Here is a 23,270-nt window from a genome sequence, read left to right as displayed (position 1 = left end):
CCGCGAGTGAATGGGCCGCCTGCGGGGCGGCCCACACACTTTTCGCGCCGCCGGCGATCCGAGGGGAACCTCCGGTGACGATGGGGAGACCGCGCCGAAGCCGCCGGCTGACGCGATCGCACCGGGTGTTCGGCGCCACAAACCTCACGAGTGGCCCACTCGTGAGGTTCCGGCGGGCTTCTGTCGGTGGCATGCGGTAGACGTGGACCCGTGAACATCCAGGAACTCCGCGCACGTGCCGATTCGCTGCTGCGCGCCCTCGCCGGCGAGGGCGCGACGCTGCGCGAAGACCAGTGGACCGCGATCCACGCGCTCGTCGCCGAACGCCGGCGAGCGCTTGTCGTGCAACGCACCGGCTGGGGCAAATCCGCGGTGTACTTCCTGGCCACCGCGCTGCTGCGGGAGCGCGGCGCGGGGCCCACGGTGATCATCTCGCCGCTGCTCGCGCTGATGCGCAACCAGATCTCGGCCGCCGCCAGGGCCGGGATAGCGGCGGCGACGATGAACTCCGCGAACCCGCAGGAGTGGGACGAGGTACAGGCACGGATCGCGGCCGGCGAGATCGACGTGCTGCTCGTGAGCCCGGAAAGGCTCAACAACCCCGATTTCCGGGACACCGTGCTGCCCAAGCTGACCGCGGGCGCCGGGCTGCTCGTGGTCGACGAGGCGCATTGTGTCTCCGACTGGGGTCACGACTTCCGGCCCGACTACCGGCGGCTGCGCACGCTGCTGGCGGACCTGCCGGAAGGCGTGCCGGTGCTCGCCACGACGGCCACCGCGAACAACCGCGTGGTGACCGACGTGGCCGAGCAACTCGGGCTCGGCGCCGCGGAAGGAACGCTGGTCCTGCGTGGCCCGCTCGACCGCGAGAGCCTGCACCTGTCGGTGGCCGGACTGCCCACGCCGCAGGAGCGCATCGCCTGGCTGGCCGAGCACCTCGCCGAACTGCCGGGATCGGGCATCATCTACACGCTCACCGTCGCGGCGGCCCATGACGTGGCCGGGTTGCTGCGCGAGCGCGGGTACCAGGTCGCGGCTTACACGGGCAAGACGGATCCCGCGGAGCGCGAGGCCGCGGAGGACGATCTGCTGGCCAACCGGGTCAAAGCCCTCGTCGCCACGTCGGCGCTGGGCATGGGCTTCGACAAGCCCGATCTCGGTTTCGTCGTGCATCTCGGTGCGCCGTCCTCCCCGATCGCGTACTACCAGCATGTCGGCCGCGCGGGGCGCGGGGTTCGCCGGGCCGAGGTGATCCTCTTGCCCGGCAAGGAAGACCGGGAAATCTGGAACTACTTCAGCTCACTGGCGTTCCCCGACGAGGGGCGGGTGACGCAGGTGCTGGACGCGCTCGCCACGGCCGACCGTCCATTGTCGACAGTGGCGCTGGAGCCGGTGGTGGAGTTGTCCCGCACCAGGCTGGAGATGGTGCTCAAGGTGCTCGACGTGGACGGCGCGGTCCGGCGGGTCCGCGGCGGCTGGGAGCCGACGGGCCAGCCCTGGCAGTACGACGCCGGGCGCTACGGCAGGGTGAACGAGGCCCGCGGCGCGGAGCAGCGGGCGATGCTGGAGTACCAGGCGACCGAGGGCTGCCGGATGGAGTTCCTGTTGCGCCAGCTCGATGATCCCTATGCGCAACCGTGCGGAAGGTGTGACAACTGCACCGGCGAGCACCGGAGCGCGACGGTCTCGGCCGAGGTCGTGGCGGAAACCGGCACCCGGCTGCAGCGCCCGGGTGTCGAGCTGAGCCCGCGGCGTCAGTGGCCGACCGGGCTCGGCACGCTCGACGTGCCGCTGTCCGGCCGCATAGCGAAGGACGAGCAGGCCGAGCCAGGCCGGACGCTCGGCCGGCTCACCGATCTGGGCTGGGGCAACCGGTTACGCGAACTGGTCGGCGCGACGGCGCAGGACACCGAGGTGCCGGCCGCGGTGTTCCAGGCCTGCGTGTCGGTCCTCACGGCCTGGGATTGGGCGCGGCGCCCGGTGGCCGTGGTGGCCATGCCGTCGAGTACGCGCCCGCGGCTGGTGCACAGTCTCGCGGCGCGGTTCGCCGAGGTCGGGCGTTTGCGGCTGCTCGGCACCCTGGGCGCCGCCAGCCCGGCGCCGCGGCGAGCCAACAGCGCGCAGCGGGTGGCGGACCTGTGGCGGCACCTTGTCCTGCCGGAGGAACTGGCCGCCGAGTTGTCCACGGTGGATGGTCCGGTGCTGCTGGTGGACGATCTCGTGGACTCGGGGTGGACGATGACACTCGCCACCCGGCTGCTCCGGAAAGGAGGTGCACCGGCGGTCCTGCCATTCGCCCTCGCGGCCACCACGTAGCTCCGCCGAATGGAAGAGCGACTGGTCCGTTGGGCGGCTACGCGCGCGATCTTCGTGAGAGACCTTCCGAAGCGGCCATTCGTATGGCAATCTCCACCAATCGCCGGATCGGGTGGAGGCAGCCATGGTCGAGCCGAAGATCGAGTCCGTGGCGCGCCACCGGTTGCCGGTCCGCACGCTGTTCGCCGCGAGCATCGGCAACGCGCTGGAGTGGTTCGACTGGACGATCTACGCCACGTTCAGCATCTACTTCGCGACCGCCTTCTTCCCCTCGGGCAACGACACACTGGCGCAGATCAACACGTTCGCCACCTACGCGCTCGCGTTCTTCTTCCGGCCCCTGGGCGGGTTCCTGCTCGGCCGGTTCGCGGACGTCCGCGGGCGCAAGCCGGCGATGATCCTGACCATCAGCCTGATGGCCGGAGGCTCAGTGGTGATCGGCATCCTGCCGAGCTTCTCCCTCGTCGGGTGGCTCGCGCCGATCCTGCTGCTGCTCGCCCGGATCGCGCAGGGGCTGTCGCTGGGTGGCGAGGTGTCGAACGCGTCGGCGTATCTCGGGGAGATCGCGCCGCCGAAGTGGCGGGGCCGCTACTCGTCGTTCTTCTACATCTCGACGGGTTCGGCGGTGTTGCTGGCCTCGGTGCTCGGGTTCGTGCTGGCGCGGACGATGGACAAGGCGGCCCTGAACGCCTACGGCTGGCGGATCCCGTTCCTGCTCGGCGGGGTGCTCGGCGTGATCGGGCTGTGGCTGCGGCGGAGCCTGAGCGAGACCGAACAGTTCCACCAGAACAAGACGTCGGCCCAGCAGGTGCGCAGGCCGTTGCTCTCGACACTGCGGCACCATCCGAAGGCGGTGGGGCAACTCGTCGGCATCACCATGCTCTCGACGCTGTGCTATTACACGTTCTTCAGCGCACTGACGCCGTTCGCGGTCAAGACCCGGCACGTCAGCGATGTGGACGTGTTCCTGGCATTGTCGGTGGGCACCGCGTTGTTCGTCGCGCTGCAGTACCCGTTCGGCATGCTGTCCGACCGTGTCGGCCGCAAGCCACAGCTGTACGGCTGGTCGGCGGCGATGGCGATCCTGATCGTGCCGCTGTCCACGTTGGTCAAGCCGGGGCTGGGCGGGCTGCTGGTGGTGTTCTGTGTCGGGCTCGGCCTGTACGCGGCGTTGTCCTCGCTCGCGCCGGCGATCATGAGCGAGCTGTTCCCGACGTCGCTGCGCGGGCTCGGCATCGGCGCCTGGTACAACCTGACCGTCGCCGTGTTCGGCGGCACCGCGCCACTGGTGATCAGCGCGCTCGCGGCGGCGAACGCGTCGATCGCGTTCTTCTGGTACGTCGCGGTCGCCGCGGTGATCACGTTCGTCGTGCTCCTCACCCTTCCCGAAACCAGGGGGAGCGAACTGCGGTAACGGCTCAGCGCCGAAGCGGCACGAGATCGTCGGCGTGGACGACTTCCCGGCGTTGCTCGGCGGGCAGTTCGTGGCTGGACCGGCCGATCAGCTCGGGCAGCTCGCCGGCGTCGAACGCGACCACCCCGCGTGCCACCACCCGCTGCGCGCCATCCACCAGTTCGACGACGTCCCCTGCCTGGAAATCCCCGCTCACCCCCGTGATCCCGGCCGCCAGCAGCGAGCGGCGGCGCCGCACGACGGCCGCCACGGCACCGTCGTCGAGCTGCAGGCGACCGGTCGTGCCGGCGGCGTAACCGAGCCAGAACCGGCGGGCCGACAAGCGCGAGTCCGCGGCGGCGAACGCGGTGCCGACGTCGGCGGCGGTCAGCGCGCGTGACGCTTCTGCGGCCGCCGCCAGCAGCACCGGAATCCCGGCGGCCGCGGCCGTGCGGGCCGCGGCGAGCTTCGAGACCATGCCGCCGGTGCCCAGGCCCGAACTGGACATGCCGACGGCGAGGCCGTCGATGTCGGCGTCGCTGGTGACCTCGGCGATCTTGCGTGTCGCACCGTCGCGCGGGTCACCGTCGTACAGGCCGTCCACATCGGACAGCAGAACGAGCGCGTCGGCACCGATGAGATGGGCGACGAGAGTGGCCAACCGGTCGTTGTCGCCGAAGCGGATCTCTTCGGTGGCGACCGTGTCGTTCTCGTTCACCACCGGAACCGCGCCCAGCGTGAGCAATCGCGAAAAGGTCCGCTGCGCGTTGCGATAGTGCGCACGGCGGACGACATCGTCCGAGGTCAGCAGGACCTGGCCGACTGTGAGCGAGTACCGGCCGAACGACTCCGCGTACGCGTGGGCCAACTGAAGCTGGCCGACGCTCGCGGCGGCCTGCTGCGTCGCCAGGTCGCGAGGCCGTTTGCCCAGCGTCAGGGGTGCCAGCCCGGCGCCGATCGCGCCCGAGGACACCAGGACGAGCTGGCTGCCCTGCTCGATCCGGCCGACGATGGCGTCCACCAGCGCGTCGAGCCGGGCGGCGTCCAGACCGCTTCCGGCGGTCGTGAGCGCCGACGAACCGACCTTGACGACCAGCCGCTCGGCACCGGCGACGGCCTTGCGAGTGACGCTCACCGGTCGTCCGGTTCGGACTCGGGCACGCCGTCCCGGCGGATGCGGCGGGCCTCCTTGCGCTGCGCGGCGCTGACGCGGCTGCGATCCTCAAGCCGGATGTCGGTGCCGCGCCCGGAAAGGTGCTGGATCGTGCCCGGTGTGGACGGCTGCCAGTCGAACGTGACGCCGCCGATCGTGACCGGGCAGCCCGGCTCGGCGCCCATGCGGGCGAGCTGCTCCTCCACCCCGAGCCGGTTGAGCCGGTCGGCGAGGTAGCCGACGGCCTCATCGTTGCCGAAGTCGGTCTGCCGGATCCAGCGCTCCGGACGGGCGCCCCGGATGATGAAGCCACCGGGCTCCTCCGGGTCGGCCTCGATGGTGAAGCCCGCGTCGTCGACCGCCTGCGGTCGCAGCACGATGCGCTCCGCGATCGGGGCCGGCTGCTCCGCGCGGAACGTCTCCACGATGGCGCCGAGCGCGTAGGTCAGCTCCCGCAGGCCCTGCCTGGTCGCCGTCGAGATCTCGAACACCGGCAGCCCGCGCGCCTCGAACTCCGGACGGATCATCTCGGCGAGCTCGGCGGCGTCGGGCACGTCGATCTTGTTCAGCACGATCACCCGCGGCCGGTCCGCGAGTTCACCGCCCAGCGCCGGCGTGTAGCGGGCGAGCTCCGCTTCCAGCGCGTCCACATCGGACACCGGGTCGCGGCCGGGCTCGAACGTGGCGCAGTCGACGACGTGCACCAGCACGGCGCACCGTTCGATGTGGCGCAGGAAGTCCAGGCCCAGCCCCTTGCCCTCGCTGGCACCCGGGATGAGGCCGGGTACGTCGGCCATCGTGAACACCGTCTCCCCGGCGGTCACCACGCCGAGATTCGGCACGAGCGTGGTGAACGGGTAGTCCGCGATCTTCGGTTTCGCCGCCGACAGCACCGAGATCAGGGAGGACTTGCCCGCCGAGGGGAACCCGACCAGCCCGACATCCGCCACCGAGCGAAGCTCCAGCACAAGCGAGCGGGCCTCCCCCGGCTCCCCGAACAAGGCGAAGCCGGGCGCCTTACGCACCCGCGAGGCGAGCGCCGCGTTGCCGAGACCGCCCCGGCCGCCTTGGGCGGCGACGAAGGCTGTGCCGGGGCCGGTCAGATCGGCCACCACGTCGCCGTCCTCGTCCAGCACGACGGTGCCGGCCGGGACCTTGAGCTCAAGCGTCTCCCCCGCCGCGCCGGCGCGATGACTCCCCTGGCCCTGCTTACCGTTGCCCGCGGTCGCGTGGGGACGGAAGTGGAAGTCGAGCAGCGTGTGCACGTTCTGGTCGACGACCAGCAGCACGTCGCCGCCGTCGCCGCCGTTGCCCCCGTCGGGGCCGCCGAGGGGCTTGAACTTCTCGCGATGGACCGAGGCGCAGCCGTTCCCGCCGTTGCCGGCGGCCACCTGGATCACCGCGCGGTCGACGAACCGGGACGCCATGACGGGCCTTTCTGTCTACTCAGGACAACCTGAACAAGAAAACGAGGGGCGGACCCAGATCTGTTCCGGGCCCGCCCCTCGTCGGAGGTGCTGCGTGTCTCGCCGGGCCTCTCAGGCCTCACGCGGGACGATGTTGACCGTCTTGCGGCCACGCTTGACGCCGAACTCGACCGCACCGGCGGCGAGCGCGAACAGCGTGTCGTCACCGCCGCGGCCGACGTTGACGCCGGGGTGGAACTTGGTGCCCCGCTGGCGGATGAGGATCTCGCCCGCCTTGACGACCTGGCCGCCGTAGCGCTTCACGCCGAGGTACTGGGGGTTCGAGTCACGCCCGTTGCGGGAGCTGGAAGCACCCTTCTTGTGTGCCATAAGTGCTCAGCTCCTTACTTGCTGATACCGGTGACCTCGACGCGGGTCAGCTTCTGCCGGTGACCCTGGCGCTTGTGGTAGCCAGTCTTGTTCTTGAACTTGTGGATTTGGATCTTGGGACCCTTGGTCTGCTCGACGACCTTGCCGGTGACCGAGATCTTCGCCAACGCGTCGGCGTCCGTGGTGACCTCGCCGCCGTCGACGTACAGCACGGCGGGGAAGGTGTGCTCGGTGCCCGGCTCTCCCTCGAGCTTCTCGACCTCGACGACGTCGCCGACAGCCACCTTGTACTGCTTGCCGCCGGTCTTGACGATCGCGTACGCCGACACGGAAGTCTCCTGCTTACTCGACAATGGGTGAGGGCTTGCGACCCGGACCGCCGGGCGATCCGAGGGTCGCGCCATGGCCCGCGCACCCGCGGGCCGTCCTATAGGTTACGTGGCATCCCGGTGCTGGTGCACACCGGGGTGCTCTTGGCTGCTCAGCTCTGGTCCGAGGCGTGCACCGGCGGACCCGCGGGCCGCGACGCCGCGCGACGGGGTCGCCGCCGGGCGGTGCGCACGGCCGGGGTCGGCACGTCGACGCCGCTCTCGCGCTCTGCGGGAGCCTGCTGCGCCGCCGCGGCGGGCTCGGCCGGGGCCTGCTCCGCGCCGCCGGACGCCACCGGCGCCTCGGCGGGCGAGGGCTCGGTCTTACTCTCCGCGGGCTCGGGCTGGGCCGCCCACGTGCTGGTGGAGGCGGGCCCGGCGGACGTGTGCCCTGCCGAGGCGGCTTCCTCCAGGCGCTCTGCCGCGTAGGCGGACGGCTGCCCGGCGCGTGCGGCTTCCGCGGCGGACTCCGACGCCTCAGCCGAGAGCTGCCCGGCGGGTGCGGCGGCATCCCCAGCGGTCTCCGGCGCGTCGAGGGAGGCCGGCTCGGCCGGCGCAGTGTCCCTACCAGACTCCGGCGCCTCGGCGGCGAGCCGCCCAGACGCGGCTGCTTCCCCAGCGGTCTCCAGCGCCTCGGCCGAGGACTGCGCGGCCCGCGAGGCTTCGTCAGCGGACTCCGACGCCCCGGTCGGCGGCGCGATCTCAGCCTCCACCGCGGCAGCGGCCTCCGGTGCGGTCTCGGGGGCGCCCTCCGCCGGAGTGTCCGGCCTGTGGCTGCCCTCGAGCGCCGCCGCCTCGGCGGGCTTCCCGGCCTCCGCCTCGGGCTTGCCTGAGGAAGCCACCTTCGCGGCGTTCGCCATCGCCTGGACGGCCGAAACCACCGATTCGCGCTGCTCAGGCGTGCGCCCGGACTCCTGCGGCTCCTCCGCCTTGCCGCGCCCGCGCCGGCGGGAACCCCCGCCGTTGCTGGCGGAGCCGGAGCCCGAGCCGTTCGAGGCCTTCGGCAGCTCGGTCGAGACGACCACCCCGCGGCCCTTGCAGTGCTCGCACGGCGTGGAGAACGCCTCCAGGAGACCGGTGCCGACCTTCTTCCTGGTCATCTGCACCAGGCCCAGCGAGGTCACCTCGGCGACCTGATGCCGGGTGCGGTCACGCCCGAGGCATTCGGTGAGCCGCCGCAGGACCAGCTCGCGGTTGGACTCCAGCACCATGTCGATGAAGTCGATCACGATGATGCCGCCGACGTCGCGCAGCCGCAGCTGGCGCACGATCTCCTCGGCGGACTCGAGGTTGTTGCGGGTCACCGTCTCCTCGAGGTTGCCCCCGGAGCCGGTGAACTTGCCGGTGTTGACGTCGATGACCGTCATCGCCTCGGTGCGGTCGATGACCAGGTACCCGCCCGAGGGCAGCCACACCTTCCGGTCGAGCGCCTTGGTGATCTGCTCGTCGATGCGGTAGTCGGTGAACACGTCGCTGTTGCCGACGTAGCGCTTGAGCCGGGCGGCGAGATCCGGCGCGACGTGCCCGACGTAGGCGTTGATCGTCTCCCAGGCGGTGCCGCCCTGGACCTCGAGCTTCGCGAAGTCCTCGGTGAACAGGTCGCGAACGACCTTCACCAGCAGGTCCGGCTCCTCGTACAGCATGGTCGGCGCGGAGGACTTCTTGCCGCCGGCCGCCGTGCCCGCCTTCTCCTTGATGACCTCCCATTGGGCCTTCAGGCGGCGGACGTCGCGCTCGAGCTCCTCCTCGCTGATGCCCTCCGAAGCGGTGCGGATGATGACGCCCGCGTCCTCCGGCACGATCCGCTTGAGGATGTCCTTGAGCCGGCGGCGCTCGTTCTCCGGCAGCTTGCGCGAGATCCCGGTCGCGCCACCGGCCGGCACGTACACCAGGAACCGGCCGGGCAGCGAGATCTGCGTGGTCAGCCGGGCGCCCTTGTGACCGACCGGGTCCTTGGTGACCTGGACGAGCACGTTGTCGCCGGTGGACAGGGCCTGCTCGATCTTGCGGGACTTGCCCTCCAGGCCGGCGGCGTCCCAGTCGACCTCACCGGCGTAGAGCACCGCGTTGCGGCCGCGGCCGATGTCGACGAACGCGGCCTCCATCGAGGGCAGCACGTTCTGCACGCGGCCGAGGTAGACGTTGCCGACGATCGAGCCCGTGCCCGCCGAGGTCACGAAGTGCTCGACCAGCACACCGTCCTCGAGGACGCCGATCTGCGTGTGGTCACCGCGCTCGGCCACGACCATGGTGCGCTCGACCGCTTCGCGGCGGGCCAGGAACTCGGCCTCGGACAGGATCGGGGCGCGGCGGCGGCCGGCTTCCCGGCCGTCACGGCGGCGCTGGCGCTTGGCCTCCAGCCGGGTGGAGCCGCGCACGCTGCGCACCCCGTCACCCTTGTCGGGCTTGGCTTCCTTGCCGTTCTTCTCCTCGGCCTTGGCTTCGCGGACGTGCACCACGGTGTTCGGCGGGTCGTCGCCCGTGGACGTCTCGCCCGGCTCCTCGTCCCCGCCCTTGCGACGGCGACGGCGACGGCGGCGACGGCTGGCGCCTTCGCTCTCGTCCGAGTCGTCCTCGTCGGGCTCGGCTTCGGCTTTGCGCTCGTCTTCCGCTTTGGCCTCGTCGGCCTGTTCGGCGTTCTCGTCGGCGGCGCCCTCGTCGCCGCCCTTGCCCCGGCCACGGCCACGACGGCCACGACGGCGGCGGCGCCGGCCGCCGAGCTCGTCGCCTTCCTCATCCGTGTCACGCTCGGGCGCCTGGGCGACCGGTTCCGGCTCACGCTCGGCGGGCTCCTCCTGCGCCTTGGGCGCCGGCTCCGGCGGCAGGAACACCGGTGAGGGAGCCGAGAACACCGGCACGTGGGCGCTCGGCCGCACGGGTTCGGGTTCAGGTTCAGGCTCGGGCACCGCCGCGACCTCGGTCGCGGCGGATTCGGCCGGACCCGCGAGAGCCTCGGCCACCTTGATCGCCACTTCCCGCGGCACGCTCGACTGCGGGCTGCGGGCCGCCTCACCAAGCTCGGTCAGCTTCGCGAGCACGTCCTTGCTGTTCGAGCCGAGCAGCTTCGCCAACGCGTGCACCCGGACCCGGTCCGGCAGTTCGCCCAGCGGACTGGTGGGTGCGGCGGTGCCCCCGCCGGTGTTCTCGGCGGGTGTTTCCGCGTTCGTCATCTGTCTCCTCCGCCCCCGGGCGCGTCTGCCGGCTGTCTGCCGGAAGGACGCGGCCGCGCAGGGGCCCCTTCCTGTCTGTTCCGCCGCGGTGGTCACCGCGAGCGGGAATCCTGTGCCTCTTCACCGTGACGGCGCAGCCGTCGACGGCAGGTCCGCACGATCACGTGCCGGCTGGGCCGGCGGCTTCCCGCACCGCCTCCCACATCGTCCGAGCCACCCGCTCCGGGCGGCGACGACCTGGCGCTCTTCCCGCACGTCACCGGGCCATCGGCGCCGGTTCGCACCGCGCTTGACGGGCGTCCCGGCTCGGCGGCCACCCCGAGTATCCCACACGAGCCGCCGACGGCCGCGCGCTCACCGTCCGGCACTGCCCTCCCGGGCGAACTTGGGCGCTCGGCTTGTCGCGCGTCCGGCCGTGTCCTAGCGTTCGCCTGTATCGCTGGTCCCCTGGAGGTTCCCGCATTGTCCGGGCTCGGACGGTCACTCGCACTCGGCGCATGTGCCCTGGTGCTGGCCGCCGCGCCGGCCCCTGCCGCGTACGCCGACCAGGGCTGCGGCGACAACGGGCGGACCGTGCGCTACCTCGTGGTGCTCGACCGGGGTACGCCCGAGCAGGAGGCCGACGGCCAGGTCACCGCCGCATGCGGGCAGACCGCCATCTACTACCCACAGCTCAGTGTAGGCGTCGTGACCTCGACCGATCCCGACTTCGCGGAGGAGTTCGGTCCCGGCCGCACGTTCAGCGCGCAAGAGCTTCGCCGCGGGAAGACGCGGCTGCCCGCGGCGCGGCTCACCGCGCACCAGATTTCGGGCGCGAACCTCGCCGGTGAGCAGTGGGGCCTGAACGCGGTCGGCGCGGGCGGCTTCCACGGCGATGCCGGCGTCGTGGTCGGAGTGCTGGACTCCGGGATCGACGCCACCCATCCGGACCTGGCCGGAGCGATCGACGCGAGGGATTCCGCGGGCTGCCTGACCGGCGCACCGGACCGGTCGGCGGACGCGTGGGGGGCCACCGCCTCCGCCCATGGCACGCATGTGGCGGGAATCATCGCCGCGGCCGACGACGGCGAGGGGACCACCGGGGTCGCGCCCGGTGTGCGGGTGGCGTCGGTCAAGGTCATCGACGACGACGGCTATGTGGCCCCCGAGGCCGCCGTATGTGGGCTGATGTGGGCGGCGGCGCGGCACCTGCCGGTGGTCAACACCAGTTTCGACGTCAACCCGTGGGGTGGGTCGTGCGCCCCGCGCGAGGGTTACGCGGTCGTGCACGAGGCGATCGCCCGCGCCGTCGAGTATGCGACCTCGCACGGCACGCTCGATGTCGCCGCGGCGACCAACGAAGCGGTGAATCTGACTCCCTCGCCGCGTTCGGGCGTGTCGCCGGGCTCCTCGGATTGTGAGGAGCTGCCCGCGGCGCTACGGGACGCGGTGACGGTGTCCGCTGTCGGGCCCGACCAGGTCAAGGCCGGCTACAGCTCCTACGGGCTCGGGGTCGTGGACCTCGCCGCGCCGGGCGGCGACCGGGGCGACTGCGTGGTTTCGACGGTGCCGGGCGGCTACGCGCCGATGTGCGGGACCTCGATGGCGGCGTCGCATGTTGCGGGTGTCGCCGCGCTGGTCGTCTCGGCGCACCCGGGGATTTCCGTTCGAGGGCTGCGAGCCGCGCTCTACCAGGGCGCCCGGCCGATGCCCTGCCCAGACGACTACGACCTCGACGGCGACGGGCATCAGGACGCGTTCTGCGCCGGATACACCGGGTACAACGGCTTCTACGGCCACGGCATGGTGGACGCCGACGGCGCGCTCACCGCAGCAGCAGGTGCGTGAGCCGCCGCGCGGCGCCCCAGACCCCGACGACCGCGAGCGCGGCCAAATACCCGAGGTGGCCGAGCATGCCCCAGTTCAGCGCGCCGACGGACAGCTCCCGCATCAGCTCGACACCGTGGTACAGCGGGAAGCACTGCACCACGATCCGCAGCGCGTCCGGGTACACCGACAGCGGGTAGAACGTCGTGGAGAACAGGAACATCGGCATCACGGCGAGCTGGATGAAGTCGAACTGTGACGGGGACCGCAGGAAGGTCGAGCACGCCATGCCGATGGCGGCGAACGCGAACGCCACGAGCAGCGCGACCGGGATCAGCAGGACCGCCCACGGCGAGGCGACCAGGCCCATCGCGAGCATCACGCCGAAGAACGCGACGGAGTACAGGCCGCCGCGCAGCACGGCCCACGAGATCTCCCCGATCGCGACGTCCAGCGGGCCGATCGGGGTGGCGAGCATCGCGTCGTAGGTCTTGGCGTAGCGGAACTTGAAGAACACGTTGAACGTGCTGTCGAAGATCGCGCCGTTCATCGCGGACGAGGCCAGCAGCGCGGGCGCGACGAACGCGACGTAGCTCATCGGGCGGCCGCCGGGGCCGGCGACCTCGCTGACGAGCTTGCCGAAACCGACCTGGAACGCGAGGAGGTAGAACAGCGGCTCGAACGCGCCCGAGAGGAACACGAGCCACATCCGGGAGTAGGCGAGCATCGAGCGCTCGATGAGCTTGCTCGCCCGGCCCGCGTACAGCCCCGGGGGCAGGATGCGCAGCAGCAGCCCGGGCCGCCGATCGAGAACCGTCGCCATCAGATCACCAGCCGCCGGTAGAAGTACTTGCGGGCGAAGAAGACCCCTACCGCGAACAAGGCCACCAGAACGCCGAGGTGCCCGAGCATCGCGAGCGGGCTCACCCCGCCGAGCGTGACCCCGCGCGCAAGCTGGTTCCCGTGCCACAGCGGGGAGATCCAGGCCAGCCACCGCAACGCGAGCGGGATCTGCTCGATCGGGAAGAACGTACCCGCGAACAGGGTCATCGGGATCACCCCGAACCGGAACAGCCCGTTGAACCGGGTGCCCTCGTCATATGTCGTCGCCGCGAACGCCGTCACCGGCGCGGCGCACGCGACCCCGGTGAGCACGGCCGCGAGCACCACCAGGATCGCCCCGGCGTTGAGCCAGGCACCGAAGGCCAGTGCGATCAGGGCGTACACCACGCCGGACAGCAGCAGCCGCAGGGAGACCCACAGGAAATGCCCGCCCAGCAACTGTCCCGGCGTGACCGGGGTGGCCGTCACCGCGAGATAGTCCTTCTGCCATTTGAATCCCGACAGCACCGGATAGGTCGACTCGCTCACCGCGCTCTGCATCGAAGCCGACACCAGCAGCGCGGGCGCGATGTACTCCAGATACGGCAACCCGCCCGTCGCCGGCCCCGCCTTGACCTGGGAGCCGAACCCCAGCCCCATCGCGACGAGGAACAGCAGGGGTTGCAGGCCCGAGGAGTACAGATTGGATTTCCAGTACCGCCGGTACCAGGCCCAGCTGCCCTCGACCCGCAACCAGGCCGCGCGCCAGGAACCGACCACCCGTCCCGTGGAAACGACCATCAGTCCACCAGCGTCCGCCCGGTCAGCCGGAGGAACACGTCCTCCAGCGTGCTGCGCCGGACCAGGCTCGACAGCGGCCGCAGCCCGCGCGCGTGCACCTGTTCCAGCGCCGCCTCACCCGCGCCCGCGTACAGCAGGATCCGGTCCGGCAGCACCTCTGTCCGCTCGGCCAGATCGGCGAGCCGTTCGGCCGGGATCACCTGCCCCGGCGGGAATCGCAGCTCCAGCACCTCCCGCGTGGAGTAGCGCGTGATCAGCTCCGCCGGCGAGCCCTCCGCCACGATGCGGCCGCCGTCCATGACCACGAGCCTGTCGCACAGCTGCTCCGCCTCGTCCATGTAGTGCGTGGTGACGATCAGCGTGACGCCCTGGGCCTTGAGCCGGAACAGCCTGTCCCACAACAGATGCCGCGCCTGCGGATCGAGCCCCGTGGTCGGTTCGTCCAGCAGCAGCAGCTCCGGGTCGTTGACCAGCGAGCGGGCGATCGTCAGGCGGCGTTTCATGCCGCCGGACAGCGGTTCCACTTCGGCGTCCGCGCGGTCGGACAGCTGCGCGAACTCCAGCAACTCCCCCGCCCTGCGCCGGACCTGCGCCCGCGACAGCCCGAAGTACCGGCCGTAGACCTGCAGGTTCTGCCGGACGGTCAGCTCGTTGTCCAGGTTGTCCTGCTGGGGCACCACGCCCAGCCGCGCCCGGATGCGCGGGCCTTGCTTGTCCGGATCCAGCCCCAGCACCTTCAGATCGCCGTCGGTGCGCGGGGAGACGCACGCGATCATGCGCATGGTCGAGGACTTCCCGGCGCCGTTGGGGCCGAGGAAGCCGAAAGCCTCACCGCGGCGGACCTCGACGTCGATCCCCCGGACGGCCTCGAACTCGCCGAACCGCTTCGTGAGCGCTTTGGCCTGGACCATGGTCGGTTCGTCGTCCACGTCATGAACACTAGGACGAGGCACCGACAGTTTTCGACCGCTTTACCGCGCCAGCGACCGCGACAGCGCGAAAGCCGCCGTGCGCACCGCGGGCGCAAGCCGGGCGAGGTCGAGCCGCTCCGCGCTGCCGGTGATCGAGATCGCCGCGAGCAGCCTTTTCCGCGCGTCGTAGACCGGTGCGGCGACCGCGGCCACGCCGACTTCGGACTCCTCGCGGTTCACGCCGTAGCCCTGCTCGAATGCGCGGTCGAGTTCCTTGCGGAGGAGGCCGGGCGCGACGATCGTGCGCGCGGTCCGGCGGGCGAGACCGGCCGCGGCGATCTGGTGGAAGTACCCGGGCGGCCCCAGTGCGAGGAAGATCTTGCCCGTCGCCGTGCAGTGCATCGGCATCCGCGAGCCGACCCGCGACAGGATCGGCGTCGAGCGGTGACCGGTGACCTTCTCCAGAAACAGGGTGCTGACCCCGTCCGGCACGGCGAGATGGATGTTCTCGTGCGTCGACTCGTACAGGTCCTGCAGGTACGGAAGGGCGGCTTCCCGCAGGTCACGCCGACGCGGGGCCCGCTGCCCGAGCTCGAAGAGCTTGATGCCGAGCCGGTAGGCGTGCCCGCTGCGCTCCAGCCCGCCCCAGCGGACCAGTTCCGCGACCAGCCGGTGCGCGGTCGCCTTGGGCAGCCCCGTGCGGTGCGCCAGTTCGGCGAGCGTGAGTTCGGAGTCGGCGGTGGCGAAGGCGTCGAGGAGCATCAGCCCACGCGCCAGCACGGATTTCGGCACCTCGCCCACACCGGCTGTCATGGGGTTGATCGTGTACCGGAACCGGCCCGGGGCGCAAGATCCGTCCCGGGCCGGGTGCTCAGCTCACAGGTCCGGGAACCACAGCTTCAGCTCGCGCTCGGCGGACTCGGGCGAGTCCGAACCGTGCACCAGGTTGAACTGGGTCTCCAGCGCGAAGTCGCCGCGCAGGGTGCCCGGAGTGGCCTTCTCGACCGGGTCGGTACCACCCGCGAGCTGCCGGAAGGCCGTGATCGCCCGCGGCCCCTCGACCGCGATCGCCACGACCGGGCCGGAGGTGATGAACTCCAGCAGATCACCGAAGAACGGCTTTTCCTTGTGCTCAGCGTAGTGTTCCTCGGCGACCACGTTCTGGACCGTGCGCAGTTCCAGTGCGATCAGCTTCAGGCCCTTGCGCTCGATCCGCGAAATGACTTCGCCGATCAGTCCGCGCTGCACACCATCGGGCTTCACCAGAACCAGCGTGCGTTCAGTCACGACTCTGTTACTCCTCTAAATGAACAAGTGACGGTGTGCGCAGAATACTTGGCTCACCGGCGCTCGGGCCGCAGGGTCGTCGACCAGAGCGAAACCCCCTTCCCGCCGCGCAGATCCACGGTGAGCGCACCGGCATGCAGCGGGCCGGTGACGAATTCCCGGAACTGCGCGAAATCGCGGAATGCGGCTCGATCCGGCGAATAGTGATGGGCCACGGTGAGTTCGGCCTCACGCCCCACGGGCACGCCGCGCAGCGCGCTGGGTGCCGTCCCGGGCGCGGAGGCCGTAGCCGAGCGCGCGATCGAGGCAGATGTGGGCCAGCCAGGCGAGACCGAGCGTGAAGCCAGGGACGGAGCCGACCAGCAGGGTGAAGAAGACGAGGGCGAGCACCGGCAACGGCCACAGGTGCGCGACGTTGTAGAACGGCACCACCCGCCGGGGCAGGACGCCGTGCCCGGCCTGGGCGCCGATGCCGATCAGGAAGGTCAGGTCCGGCCCGATCAGCCCGGCGAGCAGCATCGGGACGGCCCAGCCGCCGTGCTTGACCGCCTCGAAGATCGCGAAGGCCAGCAGGAACAGGCCGAGGATGCCGTTGGCGGTCCGGGTCGCGGCGCGCATTTCTCGTCTCCGATCTACGTCGAGAGCAGTGCTCTCTTTTGTGACTACAGCTTCCATCGATCGGTGCCCATTGTCAAGAGCAGTGCTCGCATATTGCAGAGGAAGAAAAACTGCGCGTTACGCAAACTTTGGGTACGCTCGCGGACATGGGGTTGCGCGAACGGAAGAAGGACCAGACCCGCCAGGCGCTGAGCGACGCGGCGCTGCGCCTGGCGGTCGACCGCGGGCTGGAGCACGTGCTGGTGGAGGACATCGCGGCGGCTGCCGACGTCTCGCCGCGCACCTTCAACAACTACTTCTCCAGCAAGCAGGAGGCGATCGTCTGGCGCACGGCCCAGCGGACGGCGGGCGCCGCGGACCGGCTGCGCGCTCGCCCGGCCGGTGAACCGTTGTGGGAGGCCATGACCAACGCCGTCCTGGCGCCCTACCTCGACGCCGGAGCGCCGAGCGAACCCTGGCTGGCCGGTGTTCGGCAACTGCTGAAGAACCCGGCGCTCCAAGGAGAAGTACTCAAGAGCCACCACTCCGCAGAGCTCGAGCTGGCCGCCGCCGTCGCCGAACGCACCGGGGCCGGCGAGCACGAGATGCTCCCGCGTCTGGTCGCCGGGGCGGTTGGTCTCGCGCAGCGGGTGGCGACCGAGCACTGGCTGCGCGCCGATCCGCCGCTGCCCATCGAAACGCATCTGCGCCGCGCGCTCGCCGAGCTTCGCCGCGGCCTGACCGAGGAGCCTTCATGAACCCCGAAGTCGTCATCGCCGGAGCCGGTCCCAACGGCTTGTTCCTCGCTTGTGAGCTTCGCCGCACCGGGGTGAAACCCCTTGTCCTGGAACGGCTTCCGGAACCGGCGACGCAGCCGAAGGCGAACGGGCTTGTCGGCCGCGTCGTCCAGTTGCTCGACTATCGCGGCCTCTACCACCGGCTCTCCGGGCTCGACGGCGCCCCGCGGCCGGCACCGGCGTACCAGTTCGCCGGGTTCGGGCTCGATCTGCGCGGAGTGGGCGAGCATCCGCTGTACACGCTGCCGCTGCCCCAGCGGGTCCTGGAGGCGCGGCTCACCGAGTACGCCCTCGAACTGGGCATCGAGATCCGGCGCGGGTCCGAAGTCGTCTCGGTCGACCGGGACGAAGCCGGGGTCACGCTGGAAGTCGAAGGGGCACAAGGCAGGCAGCGCATCCGCACCGGGTACCTGGTGGGCGCGGACGGCGCGCACAGCATCGTGCGCAAGCAGGCCGGGATCGGGTTCCCCGGCACCACCGACAACCGGTTCCTGACCCGCTCCGGGCGTGTCCTCATCCCGGACCCGGCGTTCGTGCCCGGCACCGGCGAGATCGACGTGCCCGGTGAGGGCAGGCTGCGGCCGTTCAGGTGGAACCGCACACCGCGCGGCGTGATCGCCTTCGCGCGGTTCGGGCCCGGGCCGTTCCTGCTCAGCACCGCCGAATGGGATCAGCCTGGCACCGGTGAGGAGCCGTTGACGCTGGACGAACTGCGCGCGGCCGTTCGCCGGGTGGCCGGTCGAGACGTACCGATGGACGCCGCGCCCGACTTCGCCGGACGGCGGAACATCGGCACCAACGCGCGGCAGGCCGACCGCTACCGCGAAGGCCGGGTGCTGCTGCTGGGTGACGCCGCGCATGTGCACCCGTCGTTCGGCGGCCCGGGGCTCAACCTGGGATTGCAGGACGCGGCCAACCTCGGCTGGAAGCTCGCCGCCACGATCCAGGGCCGCGCTTCCGAAGGCCTGCTGGACACCTACGAGAGCGAACGGCACCCGGTGGGGCGGCGCGTGCTGTCGCATACCCGCGCGCAGGTCACGCTGCTCTCCCCCGGTGAGGACGTCGGCCCGCTGCGCGAACTGTTCGGCAGCTTGCTCGACGAGGACGCGGTGCGGCGCCGGATCGCGGATCTGCTCGCCGGCGCCGACGTGCGTTACGACATGGCGCCCGCCGAGCCGCGGCCACTGCTGGGCCGGTGGATGCCGGACCTGCCCTTGCGACCCGGCACGCGAGTAGGGGAACTGACGCGCGCGGGCCGTCCGGTGCTGGTGGACTTCACCGGCGAGGTCCCGCCCGAGTACGAGCCGGTCCGCGCCACGACTCCCGAGCCGCCCGCGCCCGCCGTGCTCATCCGGCCCGACGGTTACGTCGCCTGGGCCGGGGGCCGCGGTCTCGACGAGGCACTGCGAAAGTGGGCCGCCTGAGCGCTACTGCTGCTGGCTCGGCAACGTGCCCGCGGCCATCCGGCGGGCGACATCGCGGCGCAGCCACAGCGCCCACAGCCAGAACGCCAGGAACAGCACGCCGATCACGCCGATCGCGGTGATCCAGAACAGGAACGCGATCAGCACGACCTGCAGCGCGAGGATCACCGGCACGGTCCACGACCGCCGCAGCACCCCGCAGCACAGCACGAGTGCGACCGCGACGGCGATCACCGTCCAGCCCTTGCTGGAGCCCACACCCCCGCCGAGCCGCGCGATCACCGGCAACGCGAGCGCGACGGTGATCGCCTCCAGGATCAGCGCGCCCGCCATCACACCGCGGAACGACTTCATCGGATCCTTCGCCGGGGGCTTGACGGCGGGCTGCTCGGGCGAACTCATACCGGCTCCTTCCCGAACAGCGCGCGCGCCTCACCGGCCGTCACGACCGAGCCGGTCACCAGCACGCCACCGCCGGACAGCGGCTCCCCCGGCTCGTCACTCTCCTCGGCGAGCGCGACCGCGGTCTCGATCGCGGCGTCCAGGCTCGGCTCGGCCACCACCCTGTCCTCACCGAAGATCGACAGCGCCAGATCGTTCAGCTCGTCCAGCGGCATCGCGCGCGGGGAACTGTTGCGCGTCACCACGATCTCCGAAACCACCGGCTCCAGCTCCTCCAGAATGCCGCGCGAATCCTTGTCCCCCAGCACGCCGACGACCGCGACGAGCCGCCGGAACGCGAACTCCTCGTTGATCGCCGAGGCGAGGGCGCGGGCACCGAGCGGGTTGTGCGCCGCGTCGAGCAGGACGACCGGCGCCGCGCGCACGCGTTCGAGCCGTCCGGGCGTCTGTACCTCGGCGAACGCCTCCCGCACGGCCTCGACCACCAGTTGCCTGTCCTTGCCCGCGCCGAAGAACGCCTCGACCGCCGCCAGCGCGAGTGCCGCGTTCGCGGCCTGATGCGCACCGTGCAGGGGCAGGAAGATCTCGTCGTACACGCCGCCGAGCCCCTGCAGCGTGAGCAACTGCCCGCCGACCGCGACCTCGCGCCGCAGCACCGCGAACTCACTGCCCGCGCGCGCCACGGTCGCGTCGACCTCCACCGCGCGCTCCAGCAGCGCCCGCTGCGCGACCGGATCCTGCTCGGCGAGCACCGCGACGCTCCCGGGCTTGATGATCCCGGCCTTCTCCCGCGCGATCCCCGCCAGATCCCCGCCGAGGAACTCGACGTGGTCGATCCCGACCGGCGCGACCACGGCGACCTGCGCGTCCGCCACGTTCGTCGCGTCCCAGGTGCCGCCGAGGCCGACCTCGACCACCGCGACCTCGACCGGCGCGTCCGCGAACGCCGCGAACGCCATCCCGGTCAGCACCTCGAACTTGCTCATCGGCGGCCCGCCCGCGCTGTCGACCATCTCCACGTACGGGCGGATGTCGCGGTAGACCTCCACGTACTTCGACGCGGGGATCGGCACGCCGTCCAGCGCGATGCGCTCGGTGACGATCTGCAGGTGAGGGCTCGTGTAGCGGCCGGTGCGCAGGCCCATCCGGGTCAGCAGGGCGTCGATCATGCGGGCCGTCGAGCCCTTGCCGTTCGTCCCCGCGACCTGGATCACCGGATACGACTTCTGCGGCTCGCCGAGGACGTTGACCAGCGCGGCGATCCGGCCGAGCGACGGCTCGATCTTCGTCTCGGGCCAGCGTGTGTTGAGCTCGGCCTCGACCTTCAGCAGTTCCTGGCGCGCCCGGCGCTCGACCTCCGCGACGTCGACCTGCTCGACGTCCTCGGGATCGTCGGGCAGAGGCCCGGCCACGAAGTTGTCGCCGGTCGACAGCTCGGCGGGATACTCCTCTTCCACACAGTCCAATATATTGGGCGCGAAGCGCTCCGCTGGGGGCGGTGGTCGGGAGAGGGGCTGGCGGTTTGGCTTCATGCCCTTCAACCACTACCACCCCCTGCTCCTGCGCCAGGTGCCCGGCGGCGCGCGCACCGCGCTGGACGTCGGCTGCGGTACCGGCAGGTTCGCCCGGCACCTCGCGGCGACCGGGCTGGCCGTGGACGGTATCGACCCGGATCCGGCGGTCATCTCCGCCGCTCGTGCGCTCGGCGGCGGCGTCGGCTACCGGCAGGCGGACGTCACGACCGCCGACCTGCGCGAAGGGCACTACGACTTCATCTCCTGCCTCGCCTCGCTCCACCACGTCCCGTTCGCCACGGTGACCAAGCTCCGGCAGGCGCTCGCGCCGGGCGGGGTGCTCGCCGTGCTCGGCCTCGGAAAGCCCCGTTCGGCCGCCGACCTCGGCAAATGGCTCGTGCTCGGACCGCCGGTGAACCTCGCCGCCCGGGCGATCATCGCCGCGGGCGAACGCCTCAACGGTGGTCCGGATCAGACGATCGCCCCGCGCGTGCGCGGCGAAACGATGACGATGACCGAGGTCCGCCGCGAATCGGCCCGGCTGCTGCCGGGGAGCACCGTCCGCCCGCTGTTGTTCTGGCGATACCTGCTCCTCTACCGCGGGCCTGCTATGAACAGGACATGACGGGCGCATTCGTGGAGACATACCCGGGCCTCGCGGTCAAGGACCTCATCGACGTCGCGGGCCAGACCGTGCGTAACGGCACGCCCGGGCTCGGGCACCGCGTCGCGGCGAAGGACGCCACGGTCGTGGCGCGGCTGCGCGCCGCCGGCTACGTCGTGACCGGACGCACGACGGTGCCCGAACTGGCGTGGTCGGTCCGCACTCCCGGCTGCGGAAACCCGTACGACCCGGCACGCGACGCCGGCGGGTCGAGCGGCGGTTCGGCCGTCGCGGTCGCGACCGGCGCGGCCCCGGTCGCGCTCGGCACGGACACCGGCGGCTCGATCCGGATTCCGGCCGCGCTGTGCGGCGTCGTGGGCCTGCGCCCGACGCACGGTTCGGTGCCGATGGACGGGATCACCCCGATCGCCCCGTCGATGGACACCGTCGGCCCGATCACGCGCACGCCACGGGAATGCCTGGCCATCCACGGCTTGCTCACCGGGCAGACCGCCGAGATCAGGCCGGTCCCGGGTCTGCGCCTGGGCTGGCCGCGCGGGCTCTGGGGCGACCGGATCGACGCGCAAGTGCTCGGGCTGGTCGAAAAGGCGGCCGGGACACTCCGCGCCGCAGGTGCCGGGATCGTCGACGTGGAACTGCCCCTGTCCCAGCGCCACGCGCGCGGAACCGGGTACACGATCATGCTCTTCGAGTCCGCCCGGCAGTGGTGGGCCGAGTACCTGCGGCATCCGGACGGGCTTTCCGGGCGCGCCATCGGCCAGCTGCGCGCCGGGTCGGAAGTGTCCACATCGGACTACGAGCGCGCGCTGGAGCTCAGCGGGAAGATCCGCGACGAGGTCGACGCGACACTCGAAACGGTCGACGCGCTGCTGCTGCCGACCGTGCCGGTCACCGCGGCCCGGCAAGACGAAGACACCGTCGAGGTCGGTGGGCGCACCGAACAGATCGAGACCGCCTACTACCGGCTCACCGCGCTCGCCGCGGTCAGCGGGCATCCCGCCCTGACCGTCCCGGCCGGACTCACCGCGGCCGGGTTGCCGGCCGGGGCCCAGCTCATCGCCCGGCGCGGCCAGGAGGCGTTGCTCTGCTCATTGGGTGAAGCGCTCCACCAGACCGGGTGAACTGCGCGGACACCACCCGAACGGCGGCGCCACATCCGGGCGACGCGAGCTAGGAAAGAAGCATGCGCGCTCGCCGGGGTCTGATCATCGCCGTGGTCGCCGTCTGCACCCTGCTGGTATCGGGGTTCTCCGCCTCGGCCGGCGAGCGGTGGTACGAGCGGTATGTGGCGCTCGGTGACTCCTACACCGCGGGGCCGCTGATCCCGCTGCAGCGGCTCGATCCGGTCGGCTGCTTCCGGTCGACCTCGAACTACCCGGCGCAACTGGCACTGCGGCTGCTGCCGAAGTCGTACGTCGACGTGAGCTGCAGCGGCGCCGACACCACCGACATGACGAGCGCGCAGGCGGTGCCGCTCGGTTCGAACCCGCCGCAACTCGACGCGCTGCGGCACAACACCGACCTGGTCACGATCGGTATCGGCGGCAACGACTACGGCGTGTTCGGCACGCTCACCGGCACCTGCCCCGGCCTGCGCGACTCGGATCCGACCGGGAACCCGTGCCAGCGGCATTTCACCGTCGACGGCGTCGACGTGATCAAGCAGCAACTGACGCGGACGCAAGCCAACATCACCGCCGTGCTCGCGGAAATCCACGAGCGAGCACCGAAGGCGAAGGTGCTCGCCATCGGCTACCCGCGGATCGCGCCCCCGACCGGGACCTGCCCGGACATCCTGCCGTTCGCCGACGGTGACTACGCGTGGCTCAACAGCGTCGAGGAGGCGCTCAACGGCGCGATCGCCGGTGCCGCGGCCGCCGACGGCGATACGTCCTATGTGGACACCTTCACGCCGTCGCTCGGGCACGACGCGTGCGCCGGGCACGACGCGTGGATCAACGGCAAGGACGTCAAGCTCACCGCCGCGCCCTACCACCCGAACCTCGCCGGAGAGACGGGCCTGGCGAGAATCGTCTACGCGGAGTTGCGCTGAGGCGCACGCTGACCGGAGGCTGACCGGCGAGTTGC

Annotated in this window: 21 protein-coding genes and 1 pseudogene; 8 read left to right on the top strand and 14 right to left on the bottom strand. The window is 71.2% G+C overall.

What is annotated here, in order from left to right; all coding sequences use genetic code 11:
• Positions 1-210: 210 nt before the first annotated feature.
• Together FG385_RS18405 and FG385_RS18400 are read left to right on the top strand one after the other, a co-directional pair.
• A complete protein-coding gene (locus FG385_RS18405; RefSeq protein WP_139097994.1) occupies positions 211-2,316 on the top strand; it encodes a RecQ family ATP-dependent DNA helicase in 2,106 nt (701 codons plus the stop codon).
• A 124-nt stretch (positions 2,317-2,440) separates the two neighbouring features.
• Positions 2,441-3,730: an MFS transporter gene (locus tag FG385_RS18400; protein WP_139097993.1), complete on the top strand. Its 1,290-nt coding sequence runs from the start codon at positions 2,441-2,443 to the stop codon at positions 3,728-3,730.
• A gap of 4 nt (positions 3,731-3,734) precedes the next feature.
• Here FG385_RS18400 and proB read toward each other — a convergent pair whose 3' ends face one another.
• The 5 genes from proB to FG385_RS18375 all read right to left on the bottom strand — a co-directional run bounded on the left by proB (position 3,735) and on the right by FG385_RS18375 (position 10,196).
• Positions 3,735-4,844: a glutamate 5-kinase gene (gene proB / locus FG385_RS18395; RefSeq protein ID WP_139097992.1), complete on the bottom strand. Its 1,110-nt coding sequence runs from the start codon at positions 4,842-4,844 to the stop codon at positions 3,735-3,737.
• Complete coding sequence (gene obgE / locus FG385_RS18390; RefSeq protein WP_139097991.1) at positions 4,841-6,289, bottom strand: GTPase ObgE; 1,449 nt, start codon at positions 6,287-6,289, stop codon at positions 4,841-4,843. The genes proB and obgE overlap by 4 nt, the downstream gene beginning before the upstream one ends.
• Positions 6,290-6,400: 111 nt before the next feature.
• Positions 6,401-6,658, bottom strand: a complete 258-nt coding sequence (rpmA, locus tag FG385_RS18385; protein ID WP_139097990.1) for a 50S ribosomal protein L27 — start codon at positions 6,656-6,658, stop codon at positions 6,401-6,403.
• A 14-nt stretch (positions 6,659-6,672) separates the two neighbouring features.
• Positions 6,673-6,987: a 50S ribosomal protein L21 gene (gene rplU / locus FG385_RS18380; RefSeq protein ID WP_139097989.1), complete on the bottom strand. Its 315-nt coding sequence runs from the start codon at positions 6,985-6,987 to the stop codon at positions 6,673-6,675.
• A gap of 152 nt (positions 6,988-7,139) precedes the next feature.
• Positions 7,140-10,196 carry a translation initiation factor IF-2 N-terminal domain-containing protein gene (locus FG385_RS18375; protein WP_139097988.1) on the bottom strand — a complete coding sequence of 1,019 codons (3,057 nt, stop codon included), beginning with the start codon at positions 10,194-10,196 and terminating at the stop codon, positions 7,140-7,142.
• A gap of 462 nt (positions 10,197-10,658) precedes the next feature.
• On the opposite strand from FG385_RS18375, the gene FG385_RS18370 reads away from it, so the two are divergent.
• Positions 10,659-12,023, top strand: coding sequence for a S8 family peptidase (locus FG385_RS18370; protein ID WP_139097987.1), 1,365 nt, complete (start codon positions 10,659-10,661; stop codon positions 12,021-12,023).
• Here the strand turns inward: FG385_RS18370 and FG385_RS18365 are convergent.
• From FG385_RS18365 to FG385_RS18335, 7 genes and pseudogenes are all read right to left on the bottom strand, one after another.
• Positions 12,001-12,825 carry an ABC transporter permease gene (locus tag FG385_RS18365; RefSeq protein ID WP_139097986.1) on the bottom strand — a complete coding sequence of 275 codons (825 nt, stop codon included), beginning with the start codon at positions 12,823-12,825 and terminating at the stop codon, positions 12,001-12,003. The genes FG385_RS18370 and FG385_RS18365 overlap by 23 nt on opposite strands.
• Complete coding sequence (locus FG385_RS18360; protein ID WP_200834514.1) at positions 12,825-13,625, bottom strand: ABC transporter permease; 801 nt, start codon at positions 13,623-13,625, stop codon at positions 12,825-12,827. Before FG385_RS18360 ends, FG385_RS18365 begins: the two co-directional genes overlap by 1 nt.
• Positions 13,625-14,536, bottom strand: coding sequence for an ABC transporter ATP-binding protein (locus tag FG385_RS18355; RefSeq protein ID WP_139098032.1), 912 nt, complete (start codon positions 14,534-14,536; stop codon positions 13,625-13,627). The genes FG385_RS18360 and FG385_RS18355 overlap by 1 nt, the downstream gene beginning before the upstream one ends.
• A 60-nt stretch (positions 14,537-14,596) precedes the next feature.
• Entirely contained in the window at positions 14,597-15,349 is a 753-nt protein-coding gene (locus FG385_RS18350) for an IclR family transcriptional regulator (RefSeq protein ID WP_139097984.1), read from the bottom strand.
• A gap of 63 nt (positions 15,350-15,412) precedes the next feature.
• Positions 15,413-15,823 carry a nucleoside-diphosphate kinase gene (gene ndk / locus FG385_RS18345; protein WP_139097983.1) on the bottom strand — a complete coding sequence of 137 codons (411 nt, stop codon included), beginning with the start codon at positions 15,821-15,823 and terminating at the stop codon, positions 15,413-15,415.
• 53 nt (positions 15,824-15,876) lie between these two features.
• A pseudogene (locus FG385_RS18340) lies at positions 15,877-16,071 on the bottom strand (hypothetical protein); the annotation flags it as partial.
• Positions 16,052-16,441 carry a DUF4260 family protein gene (locus FG385_RS18335; protein WP_139097981.1) on the bottom strand — a complete coding sequence of 130 codons (390 nt, stop codon included), beginning with the start codon at positions 16,439-16,441 and terminating at the stop codon, positions 16,052-16,054. The pseudogene FG385_RS18340 and the gene FG385_RS18335, both read right to left, overlap by 20 nt.
• Positions 16,442-16,587: 146 nt before the next feature.
• Between FG385_RS18335 and FG385_RS18330 the strand changes: the two genes are divergently transcribed.
• Entirely contained in the window at positions 16,588-17,178 is a 591-nt protein-coding gene (locus tag FG385_RS18330) for an acyl-CoA-like ligand-binding transcription factor (protein ID WP_139097980.1), read from the top strand.
• Entirely contained in the window at positions 17,175-18,641 is a 1,467-nt protein-coding gene (locus FG385_RS18325) for an FAD-dependent monooxygenase (RefSeq protein ID WP_139097979.1), read from the top strand. Before FG385_RS18330 ends, FG385_RS18325 begins: the two co-directional genes overlap by 4 nt.
• Positions 18,642-18,644: 3 nt before the next feature.
• Here FG385_RS18325 and FG385_RS18320 read toward each other — a convergent pair whose 3' ends face one another.
• Positions 18,645-19,043: a DUF4233 domain-containing protein gene (locus tag FG385_RS18320; RefSeq protein ID WP_139097978.1), complete on the bottom strand. Its 399-nt coding sequence runs from the start codon at positions 19,041-19,043 to the stop codon at positions 18,645-18,647.
• A complete protein-coding gene (gene folC, locus FG385_RS18315; protein ID WP_407645506.1) occupies positions 19,040-20,500 on the bottom strand; it encodes a bifunctional tetrahydrofolate synthase/dihydrofolate synthase in 1,461 nt (486 codons plus the stop codon). The genes FG385_RS18320 and folC overlap by 4 nt, the downstream gene beginning before the upstream one ends.
• Positions 20,501-20,573: 73 nt before the next feature.
• On the opposite strand from folC, the gene FG385_RS18310 reads away from it, so the two are divergent.
• The 3 genes from FG385_RS18310 (at position 20,574) to FG385_RS18300 (ending at position 23,235) form a co-directional block, all read left to right on the top strand.
• Complete coding sequence (locus FG385_RS18310) at positions 20,574-21,182, top strand: class I SAM-dependent methyltransferase (protein WP_139097976.1); 609 nt, start codon at positions 20,574-20,576, stop codon at positions 21,180-21,182.
• Positions 21,179-22,303 carry an amidase gene (locus tag FG385_RS18305; RefSeq protein ID WP_139097975.1) on the top strand — a complete coding sequence of 375 codons (1,125 nt, stop codon included), beginning with the start codon at positions 21,179-21,181 and terminating at the stop codon, positions 22,301-22,303. Before FG385_RS18310 ends, FG385_RS18305 begins: the two co-directional genes overlap by 4 nt.
• Positions 22,304-22,365: 62 nt before the next feature.
• Entirely contained in the window at positions 22,366-23,235 is an 870-nt protein-coding gene (locus FG385_RS18300) for an SGNH/GDSL hydrolase family protein (RefSeq protein ID WP_139097974.1), read from the top strand.
• Positions 23,236-23,270 lie beyond the last annotated feature (35 nt).

Source organism: Amycolatopsis alkalitolerans, assembly GCF_006152065.1.
In the GTDB taxonomy this organism is placed as follows: Bacteria; Actinomycetota; Actinomycetes; order Mycobacteriales; family Pseudonocardiaceae; genus Amycolatopsis_E; species Amycolatopsis_E alkalitolerans.
This window is presented reverse-complemented; position numbering and strand designations above follow the sequence as displayed.

Bases quoted from the DNA above. Each gene is read 5' to 3' on its own strand.
- FG385_RS18350 (WP_139097984.1), bottom strand. From the start codon at position 15,349: ATGACAGCCGGTGTGGGCGAGGTGCCGAAATCCGTGCTGGCGCGTGGG.
- FG385_RS18375 (WP_139097988.1), bottom strand. From the start codon at position 10,196: ATGACGAACGCGGAAACACCCGCCGAGAACACCGGCGGGGGCACCGCC.
- FG385_RS18355 (WP_139098032.1), bottom strand. From the start codon at position 14,536: ATGGTCCAGGCCAAAGCGCTCACGAAGCGGTTCGGCGAGTTCGAGGCC.
- FG385_RS18325 (WP_139097979.1), top strand. From the start codon at position 17,175: ATGAACCCCGAAGTCGTCATCGCCGGAGCCGGTCCCAACGGCTTGTTC.
- FG385_RS18305 (WP_139097975.1), top strand. From the start codon at position 21,179: ATGACGGGCGCATTCGTGGAGACATACCCGGGCCTCGCGGTCAAGGAC.
- rpmA (WP_139097990.1), bottom strand. From the start codon at position 6,658: ATGGCACACAAGAAGGGTGCTTCCAGCTCCCGCAACGGGCGTGACTCG.
- FG385_RS18300 (WP_139097974.1), top strand. From the start codon at position 22,366: ATGCGCGCTCGCCGGGGTCTGATCATCGCCGTGGTCGCCGTCTGCACC.
- FG385_RS18330 (WP_139097980.1), top strand. From the start codon at position 16,588: ATGGGGTTGCGCGAACGGAAGAAGGACCAGACCCGCCAGGCGCTGAGC.
- FG385_RS18360 (WP_200834514.1), bottom strand. From the start codon at position 13,625: ATGGTCGTTTCCACGGGACGGGTGGTCGGTTCCTGGCGCGCGGCCTGG.
- FG385_RS18365 (WP_139097986.1), bottom strand. From the start codon at position 12,825: ATGGCGACGGTTCTCGATCGGCGGCCCGGGCTGCTGCTGCGCATCCTG.
- FG385_RS18320 (WP_139097978.1), bottom strand. From the start codon at position 19,043: ATGAGTTCGCCCGAGCAGCCCGCCGTCAAGCCCCCGGCGAAGGATCCG.
- obgE (WP_139097991.1), bottom strand. From the start codon at position 6,289: ATGGCGTCCCGGTTCGTCGACCGCGCGGTGATCCAGGTGGCCGCCGGC.
- FG385_RS18400 (WP_139097993.1), top strand. From the start codon at position 2,441: ATGGTCGAGCCGAAGATCGAGTCCGTGGCGCGCCACCGGTTGCCGGTC.
- FG385_RS18310 (WP_139097976.1), top strand. From the start codon at position 20,574: ATGCCCTTCAACCACTACCACCCCCTGCTCCTGCGCCAGGTGCCCGGC.
- FG385_RS18335 (WP_139097981.1), bottom strand. From the start codon at position 16,441: ATGCGCGCCGCGACCCGGACCGCCAACGGCATCCTCGGCCTGTTCCTG.